The 17,687-nt window shown below is 63.6% G+C and carries 16 protein-coding genes; 7 read left to right on the top strand and 9 right to left on the bottom strand.

The genetic code is table 11. The annotated features are described in order from the left end of the window. Positions 1-26: 26 nt before the first annotated feature. Positions 27-1,256 (bottom strand): class I SAM-dependent methyltransferase, encoded by a 1,230-nt coding sequence (locus HGI47_RS05825; RefSeq protein WP_168851894.1) that lies wholly within the window; start codon positions 1,254-1,256, stop codon positions 27-29. A 238-nt stretch (positions 1,257-1,494) separates the two neighbouring features. On the opposite strand from HGI47_RS05825, the gene HGI47_RS05820 reads away from it, so the two are divergent. Both HGI47_RS05820 and HGI47_RS05815 read left to right on the top strand, forming a co-directional pair. After that, complete coding sequence (locus tag HGI47_RS05820; protein ID WP_168851893.1) at positions 1,495-2,523, top strand: DUF1838 family protein; 1,029 nt, start codon at positions 1,495-1,497, stop codon at positions 2,521-2,523. Positions 2,524-2,820: 297 nt separating this feature from the next. Continuing rightward, positions 2,821-3,888 carry an LLM class flavin-dependent oxidoreductase gene (locus HGI47_RS05815; RefSeq protein WP_168851892.1) on the top strand — a complete coding sequence of 356 codons (1,068 nt, stop codon included), beginning with the start codon at positions 2,821-2,823 and terminating at the stop codon, positions 3,886-3,888. Between the two features lie 61 nt (positions 3,889-3,949). Here the strand turns inward: HGI47_RS05815 and HGI47_RS05810 are convergent, their stop codons facing one another. The 8 genes from HGI47_RS05810 to HGI47_RS05775 are packed head-to-tail and all read right to left on the bottom strand — an operon-like array spanning position 3,950 to position 11,847. Next, positions 3,950-4,912, bottom strand: coding sequence for an alpha/beta fold hydrolase (locus tag HGI47_RS05810; RefSeq protein ID WP_168851891.1), 963 nt, complete (start codon positions 4,910-4,912; stop codon positions 3,950-3,952). Then, positions 4,909-5,340, bottom strand: coding sequence for a hypothetical protein (locus HGI47_RS05805; protein WP_168851890.1), 432 nt, complete (start codon positions 5,338-5,340; stop codon positions 4,909-4,911). Before HGI47_RS05805 ends, HGI47_RS05810 begins: the two co-directional genes overlap by 4 nt. Continuing rightward, the gene (locus tag HGI47_RS05800) at positions 5,292-6,284 is read right to left on the bottom strand and encodes an alpha/beta fold hydrolase (protein ID WP_168851889.1); all 993 of its coding nucleotides are present in this window, start codon (positions 6,282-6,284) and stop codon (positions 5,292-5,294) included. Before HGI47_RS05800 ends, HGI47_RS05805 begins: the two co-directional genes overlap by 49 nt. Before the next feature lie 37 nt (positions 6,285-6,321). Then, complete coding sequence (locus HGI47_RS05795; protein WP_168851888.1) at positions 6,322-7,698, bottom strand: MFS transporter; 1,377 nt, start codon at positions 7,696-7,698, stop codon at positions 6,322-6,324. Between the two features lie 2 nt (positions 7,699-7,700). After that, the gene (locus tag HGI47_RS05790; RefSeq protein WP_168851887.1) at positions 7,701-8,729 is read right to left on the bottom strand and encodes a phosphotransferase enzyme family protein; all 1,029 of its coding nucleotides are present in this window, start codon (positions 8,727-8,729) and stop codon (positions 7,701-7,703) included. After that, entirely contained in the window at positions 8,686-9,552 is an 867-nt protein-coding gene (locus tag HGI47_RS05785) for an alpha/beta fold hydrolase (RefSeq protein ID WP_240950014.1), read from the bottom strand. The genes HGI47_RS05790 and HGI47_RS05785 overlap by 44 nt, the downstream gene beginning before the upstream one ends. Before the next feature lie 52 nt (positions 9,553-9,604). Beyond that, on the bottom strand, positions 9,605-10,987 hold the full coding sequence (locus tag HGI47_RS05780) for an MFS transporter (protein WP_168851886.1): 1,383 nt from the start codon (positions 10,985-10,987) through the stop codon (positions 9,605-9,607). Then, complete coding sequence (locus HGI47_RS05775) at positions 10,984-11,847, bottom strand: alpha/beta fold hydrolase (RefSeq protein ID WP_168851885.1); 864 nt, start codon at positions 11,845-11,847, stop codon at positions 10,984-10,986. The genes HGI47_RS05780 and HGI47_RS05775 overlap by 4 nt, the downstream gene beginning before the upstream one ends. Positions 11,848-11,954: 107 nt before the next feature. On the opposite strand from HGI47_RS05775, the gene HGI47_RS05770 reads away from it, so the two are divergent. From HGI47_RS05770 to HGI47_RS05750, 5 genes are all read left to right on the top strand, one after another. Further along, positions 11,955-13,268 (top strand): Xaa-Pro peptidase family protein, encoded by a 1,314-nt coding sequence (locus tag HGI47_RS05770; protein WP_240950013.1) that lies wholly within the window; start codon positions 11,955-11,957, stop codon positions 13,266-13,268. Next, on the top strand, positions 13,265-14,134 hold the full coding sequence (locus tag HGI47_RS05765) for an LLM class flavin-dependent oxidoreductase (RefSeq protein ID WP_168851884.1): 870 nt from the start codon (positions 13,265-13,267) through the stop codon (positions 14,132-14,134). The genes HGI47_RS05770 and HGI47_RS05765 overlap by 4 nt, the downstream gene beginning before the upstream one ends. Then, complete coding sequence (locus HGI47_RS05760; RefSeq protein ID WP_168851883.1) at positions 14,131-15,357, top strand: LLM class flavin-dependent oxidoreductase; 1,227 nt, start codon at positions 14,131-14,133, stop codon at positions 15,355-15,357. The genes HGI47_RS05765 and HGI47_RS05760 overlap by 4 nt, the downstream gene beginning before the upstream one ends. After that, positions 15,354-16,361: an alpha/beta fold hydrolase gene (locus tag HGI47_RS05755; protein WP_168851882.1), complete on the top strand. Its 1,008-nt coding sequence runs from the start codon at positions 15,354-15,356 to the stop codon at positions 16,359-16,361. Before HGI47_RS05760 ends, HGI47_RS05755 begins: the two co-directional genes overlap by 4 nt. An 85-nt stretch (positions 16,362-16,446) precedes the next feature. Beyond that, positions 16,447-17,661 carry an NAD(P)/FAD-dependent oxidoreductase gene (locus HGI47_RS05750; RefSeq protein WP_168851881.1) on the top strand — a complete coding sequence of 405 codons (1,215 nt, stop codon included), beginning with the start codon at positions 16,447-16,449 and terminating at the stop codon, positions 17,659-17,661. The last annotated feature ends 26 nt before the right edge of the window (positions 17,662-17,687 follow it).

The following is a 17,687-nucleotide window of genomic DNA, read 5'->3' as shown; positions in this document are numbered from 1 at the left end:
GAGGCAGGTCTTTTCGTATCAGAGGGTCAGGCGGCAAGCGCGGCGGCATCGGCCTTGCGGGCGATCAGCACTTCCCAACCGCCGCCGGGGGCAAATTCGCCTGCGGTGAACTCGCGCTCGGCCACATGCTCGCTCGCTTCCTGGCTATACCCTTCGGCAGCGGCGGCAAATTCCATCACGGCCATCGGCGCGGTGTCAAAGCGCACCTGCGAACGGTCGAACCCGGCCTTTTCGGCAAGGGCGATCTGGTCCATGTCGCGCATCGCGCCCCAGAACGGTTCGTTGTTGTACCATGTCTCGTTGTCGAGAATGAACTGGGTGAACGGGTCCATCAGATCGAACGGCGGAAGATCGGCGTGGATCATCAGCCCGCCCGGGGCCAGCACGCGATGCGCTTCCGCAAAGACGCGCGGCATGGCCTTTCCGCTGGTTTCGTGCAGCAGGATGTGGCTGACGACCAGATCGAAGTGGCCATCGGGGAACGACGTTTCCTCGGCGTTCATCTGCGCGAAGTTCACGTCTAGCCCCATTCCGGCAGCGCGGGCGTGGGCATAGCGCACGCACGGCCCGCCCACGTCAATGCCCCAGACTTCTGCTTCGGGGAACAGTTCCTTGTAGGGCAGGGTGGAATGGCCGACGGTGCAGCCCATGTCGAGAATGCGGCGCGGCTGGAAATCGGGCATGTGGCGCTTCAGGTAGTTCACCACCGAACGGCCCATGTCATCGTTGTTCGGGCCGGTATAGCCCATCGAATAGAGATAGACCCCGCGATCATAGAGTGCGCCGACCGAGATGTCGTCTTCGCACACTTCGCTGCAATAGCCGCCCGGCATACAGTGAATGTCGAGCGCGGTGACATAGCGCGGGGGCACGAAATCTGCCGGAATATCGAGAGCGGCCTTTGCCGCGCCCGAAAGCTGCGCCGCCTTGGCGTTCAGTTCGGGCAACTGGCGATCGATGGATGAGACAACCGATTCCCACAGCAGTTCCTGGGCTACGCGATTGGCGGAGGCGTAGTGTTGGAAATAGATGTCATCGACCATGCCAGCGCGAATGTCGCGGCGATCGGCAGGGGCGCGACCATTGGACTTTTCGAAGGAGCGGGCCACGCGGCCCTGATAGATCGGGGTCAGTCCCGGCAGCAGGGTGGACTGGATGAAGCCCTTGAAGCTTTTGGCAAATTCCTGCCGCGATGCCTCGTCCGCCGTGGCTGTTGGCAGGATCGGATGATCGGCCTGCTGGAACGTATTGAGCATCATGCGACTCCGATGAATAGGGCATCGGTCATGCTGACCGTGCGCGGTTCTTGCTTTTCCTCCCCCTTGCGTCAAACCGTGCCGGACTTGCCTATCCGCACAGCGAACACCCTAATGTAGCGCACTGCGGTCTGATCACGGAAGGCGGAAACATGCGCATCGACAGGAGGCGTGCGATTCAGCAAGGCCGGCCTGAAAGAGACATTACCGTCAACCGCCAGCAATGGATGCAGACAAGATGGATGACTTGAAGATGACCCGCCGTGGCAGCCTTGGGCTGGCAGGCCTTGCCGCCGGGCTGGCAATTGCGCCCGGCGTGGCGAATGCCGCCAAAGCTGCAAAGGGGCCAAGCAAGCAGACCCCGGCGTTCAAGACCAAGATCGACTTCAAGGATCCAGAATGGACGCGCGATACCTATGTGCGCCTCGATGCCGATATCGATCCGACCAAGGAAAAGTGCGGCTGGATCAAGGGCAAGGCCTATGGCGTGCGCCCGAACGAAAAGGTTCGTCCGCTGTTTGATGTCGAAGGGTTCAGCTTTGTGCGGACCAAGCGACTGGAGGACGGTTCCTATCGCCGGATGCTGCGCGAGATCGTGTTCTACCGCAATCTCGAAACCGGCGAGATCATGAAAGAATGGGACAATCCCTATACCGGTGAAAAGGTGAAGGTCGTTCCGATCGCCAACGATCCGTTCAACTTCACCATCAGCCAGTTCCAGCCCGAAGCGCCGTCCTATGGCGGATTGCAGAAAGCAGAGCCGAAGAAGGTGCCCTTCCTGCAGGATTGGGAATTCGGCCCCAATGGCACCATGCTGCTGCACACCGGGATAGACATGCAGTATCCCAACGCGCTGCAGCCCGACAAGTGGGTGCGCGAAAGCTCTGGCGTGATGAACCGCGTGTCCGAACACTTCATCTACACGGTGAAGCGCGAAGACGTGGAGAACCCCAAGCTGACCCATATTCCGCACATCGGCGCGTGGAGCCGCATCACGCCTTGGCTGCCATGGATGCTGATGGGGCAGGCCGAAGGGCACGTCAGCTATTTCACCCACTTCCAGACCATCCCCGAAGGCGAAAAGGGCCTGCCCGCCGATCTGGTGGCCGCCGCCCGGGCGATGGACGAAAAGTGGCTGCACGCGCCAACCGAGGATTACGGCCCGTCGCTTTCGAGCCTTGAAAACTATGCGCGCGAACAGACCCCGGCTCCGGTGCCCGCTGGGTGGACCCCGCCCGTGCCGCCACCGGCGCCGAAGGGGCGGTGAGCGCTGCGGCTAACAAGCCATGAGGGAGAAGGCCCGTCGGAGATGATCCGGCGGGCCTTTTCTGTGGTGATTATACCACTGGCAATATGCTTCCTCTCCTCGTCACCCCGGCGAAGGCCGGGGTGACGAGGAAACGTAAGGTAGAAGGCCTTCTAGTTGCAACGATGGATGCGGTAAGCTTGCCTGCAGCCCTTCCGGTTCCGACAGGCGGAGAGCGGCGCGGCGCTGCTTCGCCGATCGTGCAGCAGGCATAGTCTCAGACCATAGAGACTGAACCGAGCTTGAGGGAAAAGCGCCATGCCTGTCGAAATCAACGGCCTGATAAACCACAACATATCAAGCGAAACTGCGCCGCTGCCGTTCGAGACGTTCGATCCCGAAGGCATCGTGCGCATGGCCAAGCTGCACGATGCCTGGGGCTATGACAAAGTGCTGGTCGCCAATGCGGCGGTCATGCCCGACAACTTCACCATCGCCGCCACGATTGCCGCCCACACCGCGCGGCTTGGCGTGATGCTGGCGCATCGCCCCGGCTTTATCCCGCCGACGATGGCCGCGCGGATGCTGGCCACGCTCGACCGGCTGATGCCGGGAAGGCTCGGCGTCCACATCATCACCGCCGCCAGCGATGAAGAAACGCAGGCCGATGGCGATTACCTGACCAAGGTCGAACGCTATGACCGAGCGAAGGAATACATCGAAATCCTGCGCGCGATGTGGACCAGCGAAGCGCCGATCACGCATGAGGGCAAATGGTTCCGCTTCACCGGAGGCTTTGCCGCAGTGAAGCCTGCGAACCGCGATGTGCCGGTCTATTTCGGCGGGATGAGTCCTGCCGCGCTCGAAGTAGCGGGACAATATTGCGATACGTTCGCCACGCTTTCAGACACGGTTGCGGGCATGACCGAGGTCGTGGGCAAAGTGCGCGAAGCGGCTGCGCCGTTTGGCCGCAACCCGGCGTTCCTGTGTTCGATGCGCGTAATCCTTGGCGAAACCGAAGACGCTGCATGGGCACGCGCCGATGCGATCCGCGATGCGGTGGCCGCCAACATGGGCAAGCTTGCCGTCAATACCGTTGCCGCCAAGGCCGATGGCTTCAAACGCACGGCGGAACTGGCCGCGCGCGGTGACCGGCTGGAAAAATGCTTCTGGAATGGCATCAACCAGTTGCGCGGCGGGCAGAGCAATTCCGGCGCGCTGGTGGGCACGCCTGCCCAAGTGGCCGATGCGCTGATGGACTATTACGACGTGGGCGTGAACAAGTTCATCCTGCGTGGTTTCGATCCGGTGGAAGACGTGATCGGCATCGGCCGTGATCTGATCCCGCTGGTCCGTGCTGCGGTGGCAGGGCGCGACGCGGGGTAAGGCTGCCCCAAACCTTCGTCATTCCCGCGAAGGCGGGAATGACGAACGGCTAAGAGTGGGCTTATTTCCCCGTCACCCGCTTCAAGAACGGCAGCGTGCGTTCCAGCAACCGCGTCGGGCAATCCAGCGGGGCCATGTGGCCGCAGTTGGGCACCAGTTCCAGCGTCTTGTCGATGGCACCCGATGCCGCAAAGGCGGGCACGCCGTGTGCGTCCACCGGTGTTTCGTGATCCTCGCGGCCCCACAGGATCAGCGTGGGCGCGGTGATCTTCGGCAGGTCTTCGGCAGAACGCGAGAACGGCGTCATCTGCGCGTAGGCGGCCTTGCCGATAGCCGGATCGCGCAGCGCGCGATTGTTGAGGTCGGTCCACTGCCGCACCAGTTCGGGCGTCACCCGCGCTTTGTCCTCGACATTGGCGAGCAGGATCTGCCGCCAGTATTCAGGGCGGTGGAATGTGGGGTGTGTGCGGTCCTCGGCTGCGGCGTCCTGCAGTGCCTTGGGCATCGTCGATATGTCGAACGGGAAGCGGGCGATGGCGATGTTGATCGCCACCATGCCCATGATCCGGTTTGGCCGAGTCGCGGCATAGGCGGTGGTCGGCACGCCCGCGCTTGATGTGCCGACGATCACGAAGCGGTCGATCTTCAGCCTGTCCATCAGCCCGTCGATCACCGCCATGCGATGATCGAGCGAATAGTCCTGCGCCGGGTTGGGGCCGGACAAGCCCGCTGGCGACTGGTCATAGCGGATCACGCGGTAGTGCTTTGCCAATACGCGCGCCATGTCGTCCCACTGGCGCAGGCTAGCGAACGATCCGTGTAGCAGCAGCAGCGCGGGGCCTTTGCCTTCGTCCATGTAATGCACCGTTTCGCCCGCGATGGTGACGAACTGCGATTTGGGCAGTGCATGGCGCTGGCGCATCACGGCATCGGTGGGAATAACGGAATCGGGATCGGGGGTTTGTGCGCCGGCGGGTGTTACCAATCCCAGCGCCAGTGCGGCAATAAGCCGGCGCACGGTCATGCCGCCGCCTTTCGCGTGGCGGAAAGGCGGATTACCACATAGCGGCCATTGTAATTGCACGACGATCCTTCCGCAGATTGCAGATCAGGGGCGAAGGTCAGTTGTGAAAGGCCGAAGAACTGCCCCGGCTTGGTGCCGGCGTGATCGCCATCAGCCTCATAACCATAGCGCAAGTGCCATTCGCCCGAAGGCAGCGCGGTCAACTTCTCGGCAAAGCTGACCGAGCGCGATGATTTGAAGCCGCTGGTTTCGATGGCCACCGCAATGCTTTCGCGGCTCTGGCTGATCGAAAGGTCTGCGTCCCATTCATAGAGCACTTCGCCATCGCCGCCCAGCGTTGCGCCGTGCAAGGCCCACGCCCCTGCCAGATCGGGCGCGCTCATCGTGCTGCCGCCGGGGCTGCCGGAGCCAGCGTGCGATCGAACCACGCACGCAGATCCTTGGCCGTCTGTTCAGGCAGTTCCAGCATCGGATAGTGGCCCAGATCGGGGTAGTGGATCAGGTCCACCTTCGTGCCAGAAAACTCCTTCACCGCATCGTCTGCAAGGTAAGCGGGCAGGACCGGATCGGCATCGCCCCATTGCAGAAGGATCGGTGCGGTCACTTTGGCCGCATCATCGCCCGCGCCCTTTGACCATACCGCTTTCAGGTTGGCCTGATAGTATTCGCGCACCCGCTCGAACCCGCCGGGGATGTTGTTGGTCTGGTAGGACCATTCCACGGTTTCGTCGGTCAGCCGTTCGGGCTTTCCATACAGTTCGCCGAGCGAGCGGCGATAGTAGAAGCGCGGGTAGTAGTTCGGCACCACGTTTTCATGGACCCACACCATCGACCACATCAGTTTGCTGAAGTCGGTGGGCGGCGGGGCCTTCAGCGGCAGCGTGGACAGCGCCAGCGCAGTGACCTTTTCCGGGTGAGCCGAGGCATAGAGCGTGGCAATGGTCGCGCCGCTCGATGTGCCGACGATAGCGAACTTGTCGATCTTCTTCGCCTCGACGATCTGCTCCAGCAGCTTCACCACGCCGGGCATGCCGGTGGACGGCGCGCTGTCGGTGGACAGGCCATAGGGCGGCCAGTCAAACCGGATCACGCGATAGCGGTCCTTCAGCGCATCGGCCCAGACATCCCATTCGCGCAGATTGGTCATGGACGAATGGAGCATGACCACCACCGGCCCATCGCGCGGCCCTTCATCGCGCATATGGATGCGCGCGGTGCCATATGTCTCGAACGTGGAAGGCGCGGTCGCCTGTGCCTTCATCACGCTGTCATACGAAGGGTTCCACCAGCCCAGCCGCATCGTCAGCAGGATCAGCGCGGCCAGCCCGATGGCGACAGCCGCCATGAAGCCGAACATTCGCACAAACTTCATGTCCACAACTCCCCTTGAATTGGTTCAGCGAATTGGTTCAGGCGCGAGTCCTTGCTTCGGCGGCCAGCAGGCGGGCGCATTCGCCCTCATCAAGATCGAGCGCGCTGCGCATCCGCCGCCGAGCAAGGGCATAAAGCCCGCTCGCCGCCAAGAGACAGGGCAGGCACACTGCCGCGATGGCCCAGCCCACCAGCGCATCATCACCCAGCACGCGCTGCGTCAGGCTGGCCACCAGCAGCGGCCCCAGCGCGGCGCCCAACAGCGTGTTTAGCACCAGCGTGAGCGAAACCGCGCTGCCGCGCATCTGCGGCGGCACCACCGATTGCAGTGTGGCCAGCATCACCGTGCCCATGACCGAAAACACTGCCGCCGAAGATGCTACCAGCAGTGCCGCCAGATGCTTCTCCCCGGCCATCACCGCCAGCACCGATGGAATGGCGAACAGGGGGGCGATGGTCAGGATCGCAAACCGCGCCATCGGCTTGCCTGCGCGCATCGATCGGTCGAGCAGGGTGCCGCCGATCAGCGGGCCTATCGCGGAAAAGGCCATCGCCATTGGCCCAAGCCATGCTGCAAGGAAGGCCGGGTTCACGCCATAGCCGCGCATCAGCATCGTGGGCGCCCAAGCCCCCGCGCCATAGGCCACGGTAAAGCACACCGCAAAACCCAGATAGAGCGGCAGCAGCACTGCCCGGTTGCGCCAGAAATAGCGCGCCTCTTCGGCCCCCGGCGCACGGCGCGGGCCAATGGCGACGTTCTTCCGCGCAGGCTCGCGCGCCAGCACCAGCAGCATCGCCGCCACGATCAGCCCGGCAGACCCGAAAAGCAGAAACGCCAGCCGCCACGCCGCCAGTCCGCCGATCAGCGGCAGGCCGACAAAGGCACCCGCCGCAGCAGCGGTCAGGATCACGCCGGTGACCGAAATGGCGATGCCGTTGGCGAGCCCCTGCCCGGTCATGAACACCGCGATGGGCCGCCCGCGCCGTTCGGGCACGAACAGGTCTGCGATCAGCGAAATGGCGGCGGGGCTTAAGGCTGCTTCGCCAAATCCCACCAGCAGGCGCGCGGTGAACAGTTCACCAAACGAATGGGCAAAGCCGCTCCAGATCGTGGCGAGGCTCCACACAGTGATCCCGAAGGCGATCAGGTTGCGCCGTGAAAAGCGGTCTGCCGCCATGCCCATCGGCACGCCCATGCAGGCATAGAACAGCCCGAAGGCCAGCCCCTGCAGCAGGCCGATCTGTTCGTCGGTAATGCCCAGATCAGCCTTCAGCGGATCGACCAGCAGGTTGATGGCAGACCGGTCTATCACCGAAAGGATGCCCGCAAGGAACAGGATGCCCACCGTCATCCACGCCCGCCGCGCAAAGGGCGGGCGGGACGAGGGCATCGTGCCTTGCGCGGCGCTGGCCATGTTTAGAGCAACCCGCAGGCGCGGGCGCGGGTCTTGATATAATCGCCCAGCCAGTCAAGGTTGCGGAACCGCAGCGTGCCCCGGCCCACCGCGGTGGAGCTTTCTGCCATGCCCGCCACAAGGCGCAGCGCCTTGGCCATCAGGAACAGTTCGCGGTTGTCCTTTTCGGCCTGCGTGAACGGACGCACGGAATCGTACCCCGCCTCAAACGCTTCCCCGATGGCGGGATCGAAGCCATAGAACAGGTTGCCCCAGACGAAGTTCTGCACGTCCTGCATCAGGAAGTCTTCGCCCGCCGCATCGAAATCGAGGAAAGTGATCGCCCCGTCCTCGTCCACATGGACGTTGCTGGGGTGGAAATCGCGGTGGCACACGCCCAGCGGCACTTCGCCGCTGGCGGCCAGTTCATCCAGCCGCTTGTCGAGCGCGGCGGCGATCAGCGGATAATCGCGCAAGTCATCGGGCCGGTCGTTCACGAACGCGATGAGTGCGGGCATGCAGATGTTGTAATCCTTGGCGGTCTTGGTCGAAAAGGCGTGATCCTTGCCCGCCCAGGCGAAGCCGTGCAGGTGCATCTGCGCCATCGCCGCGCCGATGCGGAATGCGGTTTCGTTCGAAAGCCGCTCACCGAACTTCACGCCCGGCGCCCAGTCATACATCGCCAGCGCACGTTCACCTTCGGGTGAGGCGACCTTGAAATAGAGCCGCCCATCGTGCTGCGGCACGGCCACCGAAGCGGGATAGCCCTGCGCCTGAAGATAGGCGAGGAAATCGAGTTCATAGGCCACATCATCAACGTCGCGGTAGGTCTTGCGCCACACGCGCAGCGCGTATTTGGTAGTGTCGTCCTGCACCAGATAAACGTCGTTCATCCCACGATAGAGCAGGAAGCACGTGATCTCGCCCTTGGTGGGATAACGGCGCGCAACCTCGCGCGCGATGAACGCGGGGTGCAGGACCGAATGCGAAACTTGCGCGACGGGCAGGTCATTTGGCAGATCGGGCGTGATCGAAGAAACGGCGGAGTTCATGGGCAATCCGTTCAGGAGCTACGTCAAAAATGTCGCGATCAAGATCGGGCATTTCGACAATGGAACATTGGGGGATTAGGGTGGCCGCTTCGAGCGACACGCGCATCAGGTCTTCGGCAGGCTGAAGCAAAAGGGTGGGCTGGCCAATGAGGCCAAGGCGGGAATAATCCCAAGCCCAAACGCCCTGATAGGCCCATGTGAATCGGTCCAGCACGCGTGCCTTGTCGGCAAAATTGAACACCGCCTTTTGCAGCGGCACCGCCGGATCGCGGCTGGTGACGACATAGTTCCACAAGTTGCGCAGCAGCGTCAGCGTGGAATCGCCACTGTCTTCGGGCGCCGGGTAGGTCAGCGCCTCGTCCAGCTTTTTGGCGGCAACGTTGGCGGGGTACATTGGAATGCCGGTAAGCGCCACGCGCCGCACCCGGTCGGGCCGGGCAATCGCCAGTTCGCTGCAAAGCAAAGTGCCGGTGTGGAAGCCGTAAATGTCGATAGGGCCAGCCAGCAACCCGTCTGCCGCAAGCGCGTCCAGCGCATCGGAAAACGCGGCGGCATAGCCTGCCATGCTCGGCGGCGATGGCGGCGCGTCCGACATGCCATAGCCCGGCGTATCGAAGGCAAACACGCGGCGGTCTGCCGCCAGCGCATCGATCAGCGCTTCGTATTCAAAGCCCGACGAAGGGTTCTGGTGCAGCAGAACCACCGGCACATTCCCGGAATCAGTTGGCCCCGCCACGCGATAGTGCATCTGGCCGTGACGGCAGCGGGTATAGGCGCGCGTGATGGCAGGGAATGTCGGCATGGTGGCACTATGATCCAGCATCGGGTGGTTGTGCTTGTATTGGCTCGATTATCCGCCAAGCGGTGATGGACGTTCAGCCCGTCATAGCGCGTTGCCGCGCGGCTTCCATCTTGGCCTCGTCCAGATCGTAGAACCACAGGAACAGCCCGTTGATCGCGAACATCACCGCCGGGATCACCGCAAAGCCCAGCTTCAGCGCAAGGATTGCGCTCGGTGGCTGCTCGATGATCTGGCCCCCGGTAGTGGGCACATAGTTCAGCCAGCGCAGGAACACGCCCAACACCGCCACGCCCAGCGCAAAGCTGACCTTTTCGACCACGGCGATGGCGCTGGACAGCAGGCCCTCGCGCGCCTCGCCGGTCAGGAAACGGTCATAGGCCTGCGTATCGCCCAGCATGGAAATAGACATCAGGATCAGCGCGCCCGAACCAAGGCCGCTGACGATCCCGCGCGCCACGATGCCCACCGTGCTGATCGATTGATCCGCCACCAGCCAGCTTAGCGCAGCCGCACAGAACAGCACCACACCGATCAGGTATGTGCGGCGCTTGCCAATGCGCTTTCCGGTCCACACCCACAGCGGCATGGCAAGCGCCGTGACAAGGTTCTGCGTCATCGCCAGAACGATCTGCCCGTCATAGCCGATGCCCACCACGTTCAGCATGAACAGCAGCATGGTGGATGCGACAGAGGCGAACGACAGGAACTGAAAGACCTTTGCCCCCAGCAGCATCATGAACGGGCGGTTGCGCACGATGGCGCGCAACTGCGCCATGTTGGGCATGTGCGAAGTGGCGCGCTGCATCCCTTCGGGCGCATGGCGCACCGGGATGGACAGCGCCGTGGCGGTCATCGCGCCGCCGATGATCAGCGCCATGACCAGACCCATCGTGGCATAGCCGCCGCGCCCCGCGCCGCCGCTTTGCACCAGCGCCGCTGTGCCCGCCAGCGCCAGCACCTGCCCGATGGACACGAACACGGTGCGGAACGAGATCAGCCGGGTGCGTTCGTGGAAGCCGTCGGTCAATTCCGAAGGCAGCGCCATATAGGGCACGTTGAACAGCGAATAGGCGGTGGAATAGATCAGCAGCGCCGCGATCATCCACGCCATCAGCGCGCCTTGGCTGAGGACCGGCGGCGCAAACAGCATCAGGAACGATACGGCAGACAGCAATCCGCCCGCCAGCAGGAACGGCTTGCGCCGCCCCCAGCGGGTGCGCGCGTTGTCGGACATGGAACCGACCACAACGTCGATCACCGCGTCCGCCAGCTTGGAAATCATCAGCAGATAGCCGGCGATTTCGGGGGATTGGCCCAGCACGGTGGACATGAACGCCGGGTAGAAGCTGGTCACGGTGTTGAGCATGATCGAAACGCCCACCGTGCCCACGCTGAATCCTAAGCAAACGCCAATGGACAGGCGGGTATCCTTGGCCGAAGCGGTGGCGGCGGTCATGCTGCGTGTTCCTTGATAAAGGCGATAATCGCAGCCGCCTTGGTCGCCGGATCGCCGGGGGTGGCCAGCGCGTGGCCGTTGTCCAGCCGTTCCAGCGCGGTGGCGACCGATGCGTTCAGCAACGCCAGTTCGGTTTCGGGCTTCAGCAGCAGGGTAGGGGCCTTCACCCGTTCCATCCGTTCAAAGCTGCGATAGCGGAAGGCGGCGATATAGGGCTTGTGATAGGTATCCAGCGCCTTCAGCACGTCAATCGTGATGCGGTGCAGAATCTGCGGCGGCGGCATCGGCACCGCAAGGCGGCGGTCGGGCACTTTCATGAAGTGCGGGAAGAACAGCGCCTGATCGCGGCAGAAATTGAACGCCCAGATCAGGTGGCGGCCATATTCGTCCGGCTCCACCGATGGCGCATAGTTGGCGATCACTGCATCGCGCAACTCGTCATCATATTCGGTAATGCCATCAAGGATCACCGCGCGCACCCGGTCAGGATAGGCGGCGGCCAGTTCGCAGGCGATGCGCGCGCCGGTGTGGGTGCCGTAAACGTCGATCTTTTCCAGCCCCAGCGCATCGCAGAGGCGGTCCATCGATCCGGCAAAGTATCCGATTTCGGGGTCCGCTTCTGCCGGGGCCACCGAATCTCCATTGCCCAACGTGTCGGGCGCGATGATCTCTCCCATGCAGCCCGCGCTCCGCAGCGCCGCCATGAAATCCTGCATGAACCACGACGATGCGGGCGATGCGTGCAGCAGCAGCAGCGGCACAGAAGAAGGATCGGCGGCGGGCAGGCGGCGCAAGTGAAGCTGGCCTTCGTCGAGTTTGACGAAGGCACGCTCGATTTGGGAAAGGGGGATCTGGGTCATGGAAAGCGAGCCTATCCCTGCCGCTGCCGCTGCCTGATGCCGCTTGCGCATTAACCGCGTGGCGGAGAGGTCTTGGCAGCGGTCTTCGGGAACCGCGCCGCGCGATCATGCTGACGGGCATGGACTGGCGTTTGAATCCCTCCGACGATGATCTGCTGGCCGCGCTTGAACGCGGCGGGCCGATGAACATGGCGCGCGCCTTCGAAGTGATGGAGCGGCACGGGCTGCACGGGCTGGTGCTGGGCGATCCGATCAACGTCTATCACGCGCTGGGTCACTGGCCGCAGATCGGGCGGACGCGGCCCGGCCAGCCGCCGGGCACCTTTGCGCTGATTGCGCGGGAGAGGCCCGAAATGCCGGGCCTCGTTATCAGCCGATTCCTGCATCACTATAGCTGGGCCGATGGGCGTGACCGTGCCGATGTGGCGGTCTGGCTCTATAACGACCTTGGCGATTGCGGCGACGAAACGCTGGGAATCGTGCCCGATGGGCCGGTTCTTCCGAAGTGCACCAAGATGCACCTAACCGACACTGAAGCGCACCGGGAGCATGTTTCGGCGGCTTTGGCGGGTGCCACACGCATGGCAGCGGACGCAGGCGGCGCGATCGTGGCGGCAATGCGCGGGCTGGGCTTGTGGCAGGGGCGAATCGGCTTTGACCACCCGGTCATCGAACAGGTTGCCACCCATCACGATCACCCCGGCCAGATGGTGCAGGCCGAAAACATCCTGCGCGAAATCCGCCTGATCAAATCGCCGCTGGAACAGGCGCTGATGGCGCGCGCGGCGCGTGCCAACGTCGATGCGCTGAACGCGGTGGGCCATGCGATCCGGGCGGGCGCGACGCATCACGAATTGCAGGTGCTCTACCGGCAGGAATGTGCAGCGCGCGGAAATACTTCGGTTTTTCTGAATGTTGATCGCGTCTCGTCCGATCTTTCGCGCATCAAAGTGGCCGATGGCCAGACGCTGATGCTCGATGGGGTCAGCAGTTTCCTTGGCTACCACGGCGATTTTGCGCGGACTGTGTTCGTGGGCGAACCGACGAAGCCCGCGCGGGCGGCGGCAGAGGCGAGCGCTTTTGCATGGGCCGCCGTGCGCGAAAAGCTGCGGCCCGGCCTGCGCTTTTCCGAAATCGTGGCGCTGGGCAGCGCAGCGGTGCGCGCCGCCGGATATCAGGCGGTCATCGGCTTCGGCCCGCACAGCGTGGGTCTGGCCCATACCGACGAGCCGGGCGAGGTCCACGGCGGGTTCTGGCGCAAGCCCGATTTCGTGCTGGAGCCGGGCATGATCCTTTCGGTCGACTGCCCGACGCTGGACACCGGCATCGGCGGTTCGGCGCACTGCGAAGACCTTGTTCTGATTACGCAATCCGGCGCTGAGCCGATCCATCCCTTACATGAACCGGTGATAATCGTATGACCCGATCCTTTATCGTTTCGGCCTGTGTCACAGACGCCGATCTTGCCGTGCCCGAACTGGCGCGGCCCGTCATCGCAGCGGCAGAAGCGGCTGGCCTTGATCTGCTGATGCTGGGCCGTGCTGGCGCGCGCCCGTTCGATGCGCAAGTGCTGGCCGCATGGGCCGCGCCGCTGACATCGCGGACGGCCATCGTGGCGACGGTGCCCGCATCGAACGCGCATCCTTTCCATGTGGCGCGCGCGCTTTCTGCGGTGGACTTTCTGGCCGATGGCCGCACCGGCTGGTCGGTGATCGCAGAAGATGCCGAACCGGGTGCAGCGGCTGACATGGTGCGCGCCGCCCGCGCGCTGTGGGATGGCTGGGGCGCCGATACGCTGGTGATCGACAAAGAGAGCGGCGTCTACCTGAACCCCGATCAGGTCGTGCGCCCGAACTATCGCGGGCCGTTTTTCGATACGGCAGGCCCGGTCAACGCGATGCGCCCACTGCAGGGCCAGCCCGTGCTGGTGCTGGATGAAGCCGCACCCATCGGGATCGACGATGCCGATGTGGTGCTGGTCGATGCGCCTGATGCTGCGGCGGAATCGGCGCGGCGTTTGCTGAAGATCGCGCCCGGCGCGGAGGTGGATTCAGCAGCGCTGGCGGCGTCGTTCGACACTGGCGAAATCGACGGCGTGCATTTTATGCTGACGGAATCGGCTGCAGCATTGCCTGCAGCAATCGCAGCAATCGGCGCGCTGCTGGCCGACCGTCCCGGCACCGTCCCTGCCATCACCGGAACCCTGCGCGAACGGCTTGGCCTTGCGCTTCCCCAAACCGCATCGACGCAGGCCAAGGGCGCGTTCGTGCCGGAGTATGTCGCATGAGCAAGCAGATCCACCTCTGGGCCTTCCTTCAGGGCATCGGCTTTTTCCCCACCGGCTGGCGGCACCCGCGCGCGCGGCCAGAGGGCGTGTTTTCGATGGAATACTATGCCCGCGTGGCGAAGATGGCCGAGGATGCGTGCTTTGACGCCATCGTGTTTGGCGATCAGTTGCAATCGCGCGGCGCGGGCGGGCGCACGCCGGGACGGCTGGCGATGCCAACGCTCGACCCGGTCAGCCTGCTGATGGCGATGGCGGCGGTGACCGAACGGGTCGGCCTCGTCGCCACGGTTTCCACCACTTACAACACGCCCGAAATGCTGGCCGAACGCTTTGCCGCGATGGACAGGATCAGCGGCGGTCGTGCCGGGTGGAACATCGTGACCACCGCGCACCCCGATACCGCGCCGAACTTTGGCGAAGCCGAACTGCCGCCCAAGGATCAGCGCTATCGCAACGCCGTGGACGTCGTGGCCAAGGCGTGTGAGCTGTGGGCCGCGATGGACCGCGCCGGACCGGCACTGCCGCAGGGGCGGCCCGTGCTGGTGCAGGCGGGCCAATCGCCCGAAGGCCGTGATTTTGCCGCCCGCACGGCAGAGGCCATTTTCTGCCCCGCCGCGAATATCGAAGCCGGGATCGATTTCCGCAACGACATGCGCCACCGCATCGCGGGCGTGGGCGGCAATCCCGATGGTGTGCGGGTGATGCCGGGGCTTTCGTGCGTGTTGGGCGGCACCGAAGAGGAAGCGCGGACGAACCATGCCGCGATCCTCGACATGGGCGATGTGCCGCTGGCGATCGAATACCTTTCGGAATCGCTGTGCTGCGATCTGACGGCCTATGATCCCGATGCCGCGATCCCGGTGGATGATATCCTTGCCAAGACGTTGCTGCCGCCTGCCGATGTGGCCAAATCGGTAAGGCCTGCTGCCGAAAAGGGCACGCCGCTGGGCGATTTCGCCGCCAATTTCATGCGCCACCCGCGCGGGCACAACGTGTTCATCGGCACCGGCGAACAGATGGCTGAAATGATGATCGAATGGCGCGACAGCGGCGCGTGTGATGGCTTCACGCTGCAGCCGAGCTATATGCCCGGCGGGCTTGAAGATTTTGCTGAGCAGGTCGTGCCGGTGCTGCAAAAGCGCGGGCGGCTTCGCACCGAATATCCCGGCACCACCTTGCGCGAAACGCTGGGCTTGCCTGCCCGCCTGAAAGTGGAGGCATGAAGAAGCGGCACATTGCGCTGGGCCTTGTCGGTGCGCTGGCGCTGGGGCTGGGCGGCACGGTTCTCGCCCTGCGCGCGGGCGCGGGCGAAACCGACCGGGCGGAGCTGGAAAAGCGCTGGGCCGATGCGCCTTCGCGGTTCGTGACCGTGGACGGCGTGCGGATGCACGTGCGCGAGGAAGGGCCGAAGGATGGGCCGGTGGTCGTCCTGCTGCACGGGTCCATCGTGAACCTGCACGAATGGGATGGTGTGGCCCCGCTGCTGGCCGACAAGTACCGCGTCGTGCGGTTCGACTGGTCGCCCTATGGCCTGACCGGGCCTGATCCCAGCGGTGTCTATTCCACGCCGCGTTCGGCGCAGTTGATGGACGGGCTGATGAAGGCGCTGGGGCACGACAAGTTCGCGCTGGTGGCAACGTCCAACGGGGCGAACGTGGGGCTGGAATACAACCGCGCCTATCCGGGGCATGTGACGGCTATGGCATTTTCCATGCTGCCGCTGGAACGCCCCAGCCAGACGCGCGAAGTGGACTGGCGGCTGCGCTGGATGCTGGCGACGCACAAGGCGATCCTGCCCGATTGGCGGCACCGCGAATTCTGGCGGCTGGTGCTGGAAGACACCACGCCGCCGGATTTTGAGCCGACTGACCGCATGGTCGACCAGATTTACGACATGAACAACCTGCCCGGCGCGCTGCAACGGCAGGCACAATATATTCAGGCCAACGCCAAGGCCTTCAAGACCAGCGATGTCGGGGCCGTGGCGGAAAGCGTGCGCGTGCCGGTGTTGTTGCAGTGGTGCTCGTACGACGATGTAATTTCGCAAAGCGCGAAAGCATCGGTCAAGCGGTTCACCAACACCAAGGTCGATCTGATCGAATACCCGGATCTTGGGCACTTCCCGATGTGGGAGAAGCCGGAAAAGTTCACGCGCGATCTGCGTGCCTGGCTGGACCGGACGGCAACCGCGCCGGCCGCAAGCGTTCCGACTGGCGAGAAAGAGTGACCGGTTGTCGGATAATGTGCGCCCTGGCGCAGCGACTTGCCCGCGCCATCCATAGGCAGAATGGCAATCTGATTGGAGTTTCGTCTTGACCAAGACAGGAGTTGATCGTTGCCAGGTGGTGGTGGCAGGCGCGGGGCCGGTTGGCACCACTATTGCCACCTTGCTGGCCAAAGCGGGCGTTTCGGTGATCCTGCTGGAAGCCGGGGCCGATTGCGCACAGGATCTGCGCGCATCCACGTTCCATCCGCCGACGCTGGAAATGCTGGATGAAATCGGCATCACCAAGATGCTGCTGGACAAGGGGCTGAAGGCACCCATCTATCATTGGCGCGACCGGCAATCGGGCGAGGCCATTGCTTTTGACATGGCCGAACTTTCGGACGTGACGCGATACCCGTTCCGTATCCAGTGCGAACAATACCACCTTTCGCGCGCGCTAGCCGAACGGCTGGAGACCTATCCCAACGCCGATCTGCGCTTCAACAGCCGGTTGCTGACGTTCGAGCAGGACGATGCGGGCGTAAACCTTTCGGTCGAGACGATGACCGGGATCGAACGCATTCGCGCCGATTTCCTGATCGGGGCCGATGGGGCCAATTCCATCGTGCGCAAATGGCTGGGCACGGAATTTGACGGGTTCACTTATCCCGAACGGTTCCTGACGCTTTCCACCGATGTGGAACTGGCGGACTATCTGCCCAATCTGGCGCTGGTGAACTATGTTTCCGACCCGGAAGAATGGCTGGTGCTGCTGCGCGTGCCTTCGGTATGGCGCGTGCTGGTGCCGGTGAACGGTTCGGTGGACGAAGCTGATCTGCTGTCCGAAGCCAACAAGAACGGCATTTTCCAGCGCCTTTTGGGCGAAGGCGTGGACGTGAAAACCCACCACCGCACGCTGTACCGCGTGCATCAGCGCGTGGCCAAATCGTTCCGTCAGGGGCGCGTTGCGCTGGTTGGCGATGCTTCGCACCTCAACAACCCGCTGGGCGGCTTCGGCATGAATTCGGGCATCCACGATGCGTTCAACCTGTTTGAAAAGCTGCTGCCGGTGATCCACGGCAAGGCCGATCTGGACACCAACCTTGCGCTCTATGATCGCCAGCGCCGGGAAGTGACGCACAGCTTCACCCAGACGCAGACCAAGGCGAACATGGCGCTGATCGGCGGCACGCGCGACGATGCCCATTCGGCACGGCGCAAGGAACTGACCGAAATCCGCGACAACGACGAAAAGCGCCGCGCCTATCTGCTGCGGCAGGCGATGTTCCAGAGCCTGAAAGAAGCAGCGCTGATCCGTTGACGCCCCTCCCTCTCCGCGTGGCGGAG

The sequence above is a fragment of the Novosphingobium sp. ERN07 genome (genome assembly GCF_012641335.1).
Lineage (GTDB): Bacteria > Pseudomonadota > Alphaproteobacteria > Sphingomonadales > Sphingomonadaceae > Novosphingobium.
This window is presented reverse-complemented; position numbering and strand designations above follow the sequence as displayed.

Coding starts and splice junctions, on each gene's coding strand:
- HGI47_RS05825 (WP_168851894.1), bottom strand. CDS start 1,256: ATGCTCAATACGTTCCAGCAGGCCGATCATCCGATCCTGCCAACAGCC.
- HGI47_RS05800 (WP_168851889.1), bottom strand. CDS start 6,284: ATGAAGTTTGTGCGAATGTTCGGCTTCATGGCGGCTGTCGCCATCGGG.
- HGI47_RS05765 (WP_168851884.1), top strand. CDS start 13,265: ATGACCCGATCCTTTATCGTTTCGGCCTGTGTCACAGACGCCGATCTT.
- HGI47_RS05780 (WP_168851886.1), bottom strand. CDS start 10,987: ATGACCGCCGCCACCGCTTCGGCCAAGGATACCCGCCTGTCCATTGGC.
- HGI47_RS05815 (WP_168851892.1), top strand. CDS start 2,821: ATGCCTGTCGAAATCAACGGCCTGATAAACCACAACATATCAAGCGAA.
- HGI47_RS05760 (WP_168851883.1), top strand. CDS start 14,131: ATGAGCAAGCAGATCCACCTCTGGGCCTTCCTTCAGGGCATCGGCTTT.
- HGI47_RS05775 (WP_168851885.1), bottom strand. CDS start 11,847: ATGACCCAGATCCCCCTTTCCCAAATCGAGCGTGCCTTCGTCAAACTC.
- HGI47_RS05785 (WP_240950014.1), bottom strand. CDS start 9,552: ATGCTGGATCATAGTGCCACCATGCCGACATTCCCTGCCATCACGCGC.
- HGI47_RS05755 (WP_168851882.1), top strand. CDS start 15,354: ATGAAGAAGCGGCACATTGCGCTGGGCCTTGTCGGTGCGCTGGCGCTG.
- HGI47_RS05790 (WP_168851887.1), bottom strand. CDS start 8,729: ATGAACTCCGCCGTTTCTTCGATCACGCCCGATCTGCCAAATGACCTG.
- HGI47_RS05810 (WP_168851891.1), bottom strand. CDS start 4,912: ATGACCGTGCGCCGGCTTATTGCCGCACTGGCGCTGGGATTGGTAACA.
- HGI47_RS05820 (WP_168851893.1), top strand. CDS start 1,495: ATGGATGACTTGAAGATGACCCGCCGTGGCAGCCTTGGGCTGGCAGGC.
- HGI47_RS05770 (WP_240950013.1), top strand. CDS start 11,955: ATGCTGACGGGCATGGACTGGCGTTTGAATCCCTCCGACGATGATCTG.
- HGI47_RS05795 (WP_168851888.1), bottom strand. CDS start 7,698: ATGGCCAGCGCCGCGCAAGGCACGATGCCCTCGTCCCGCCCGCCCTTT.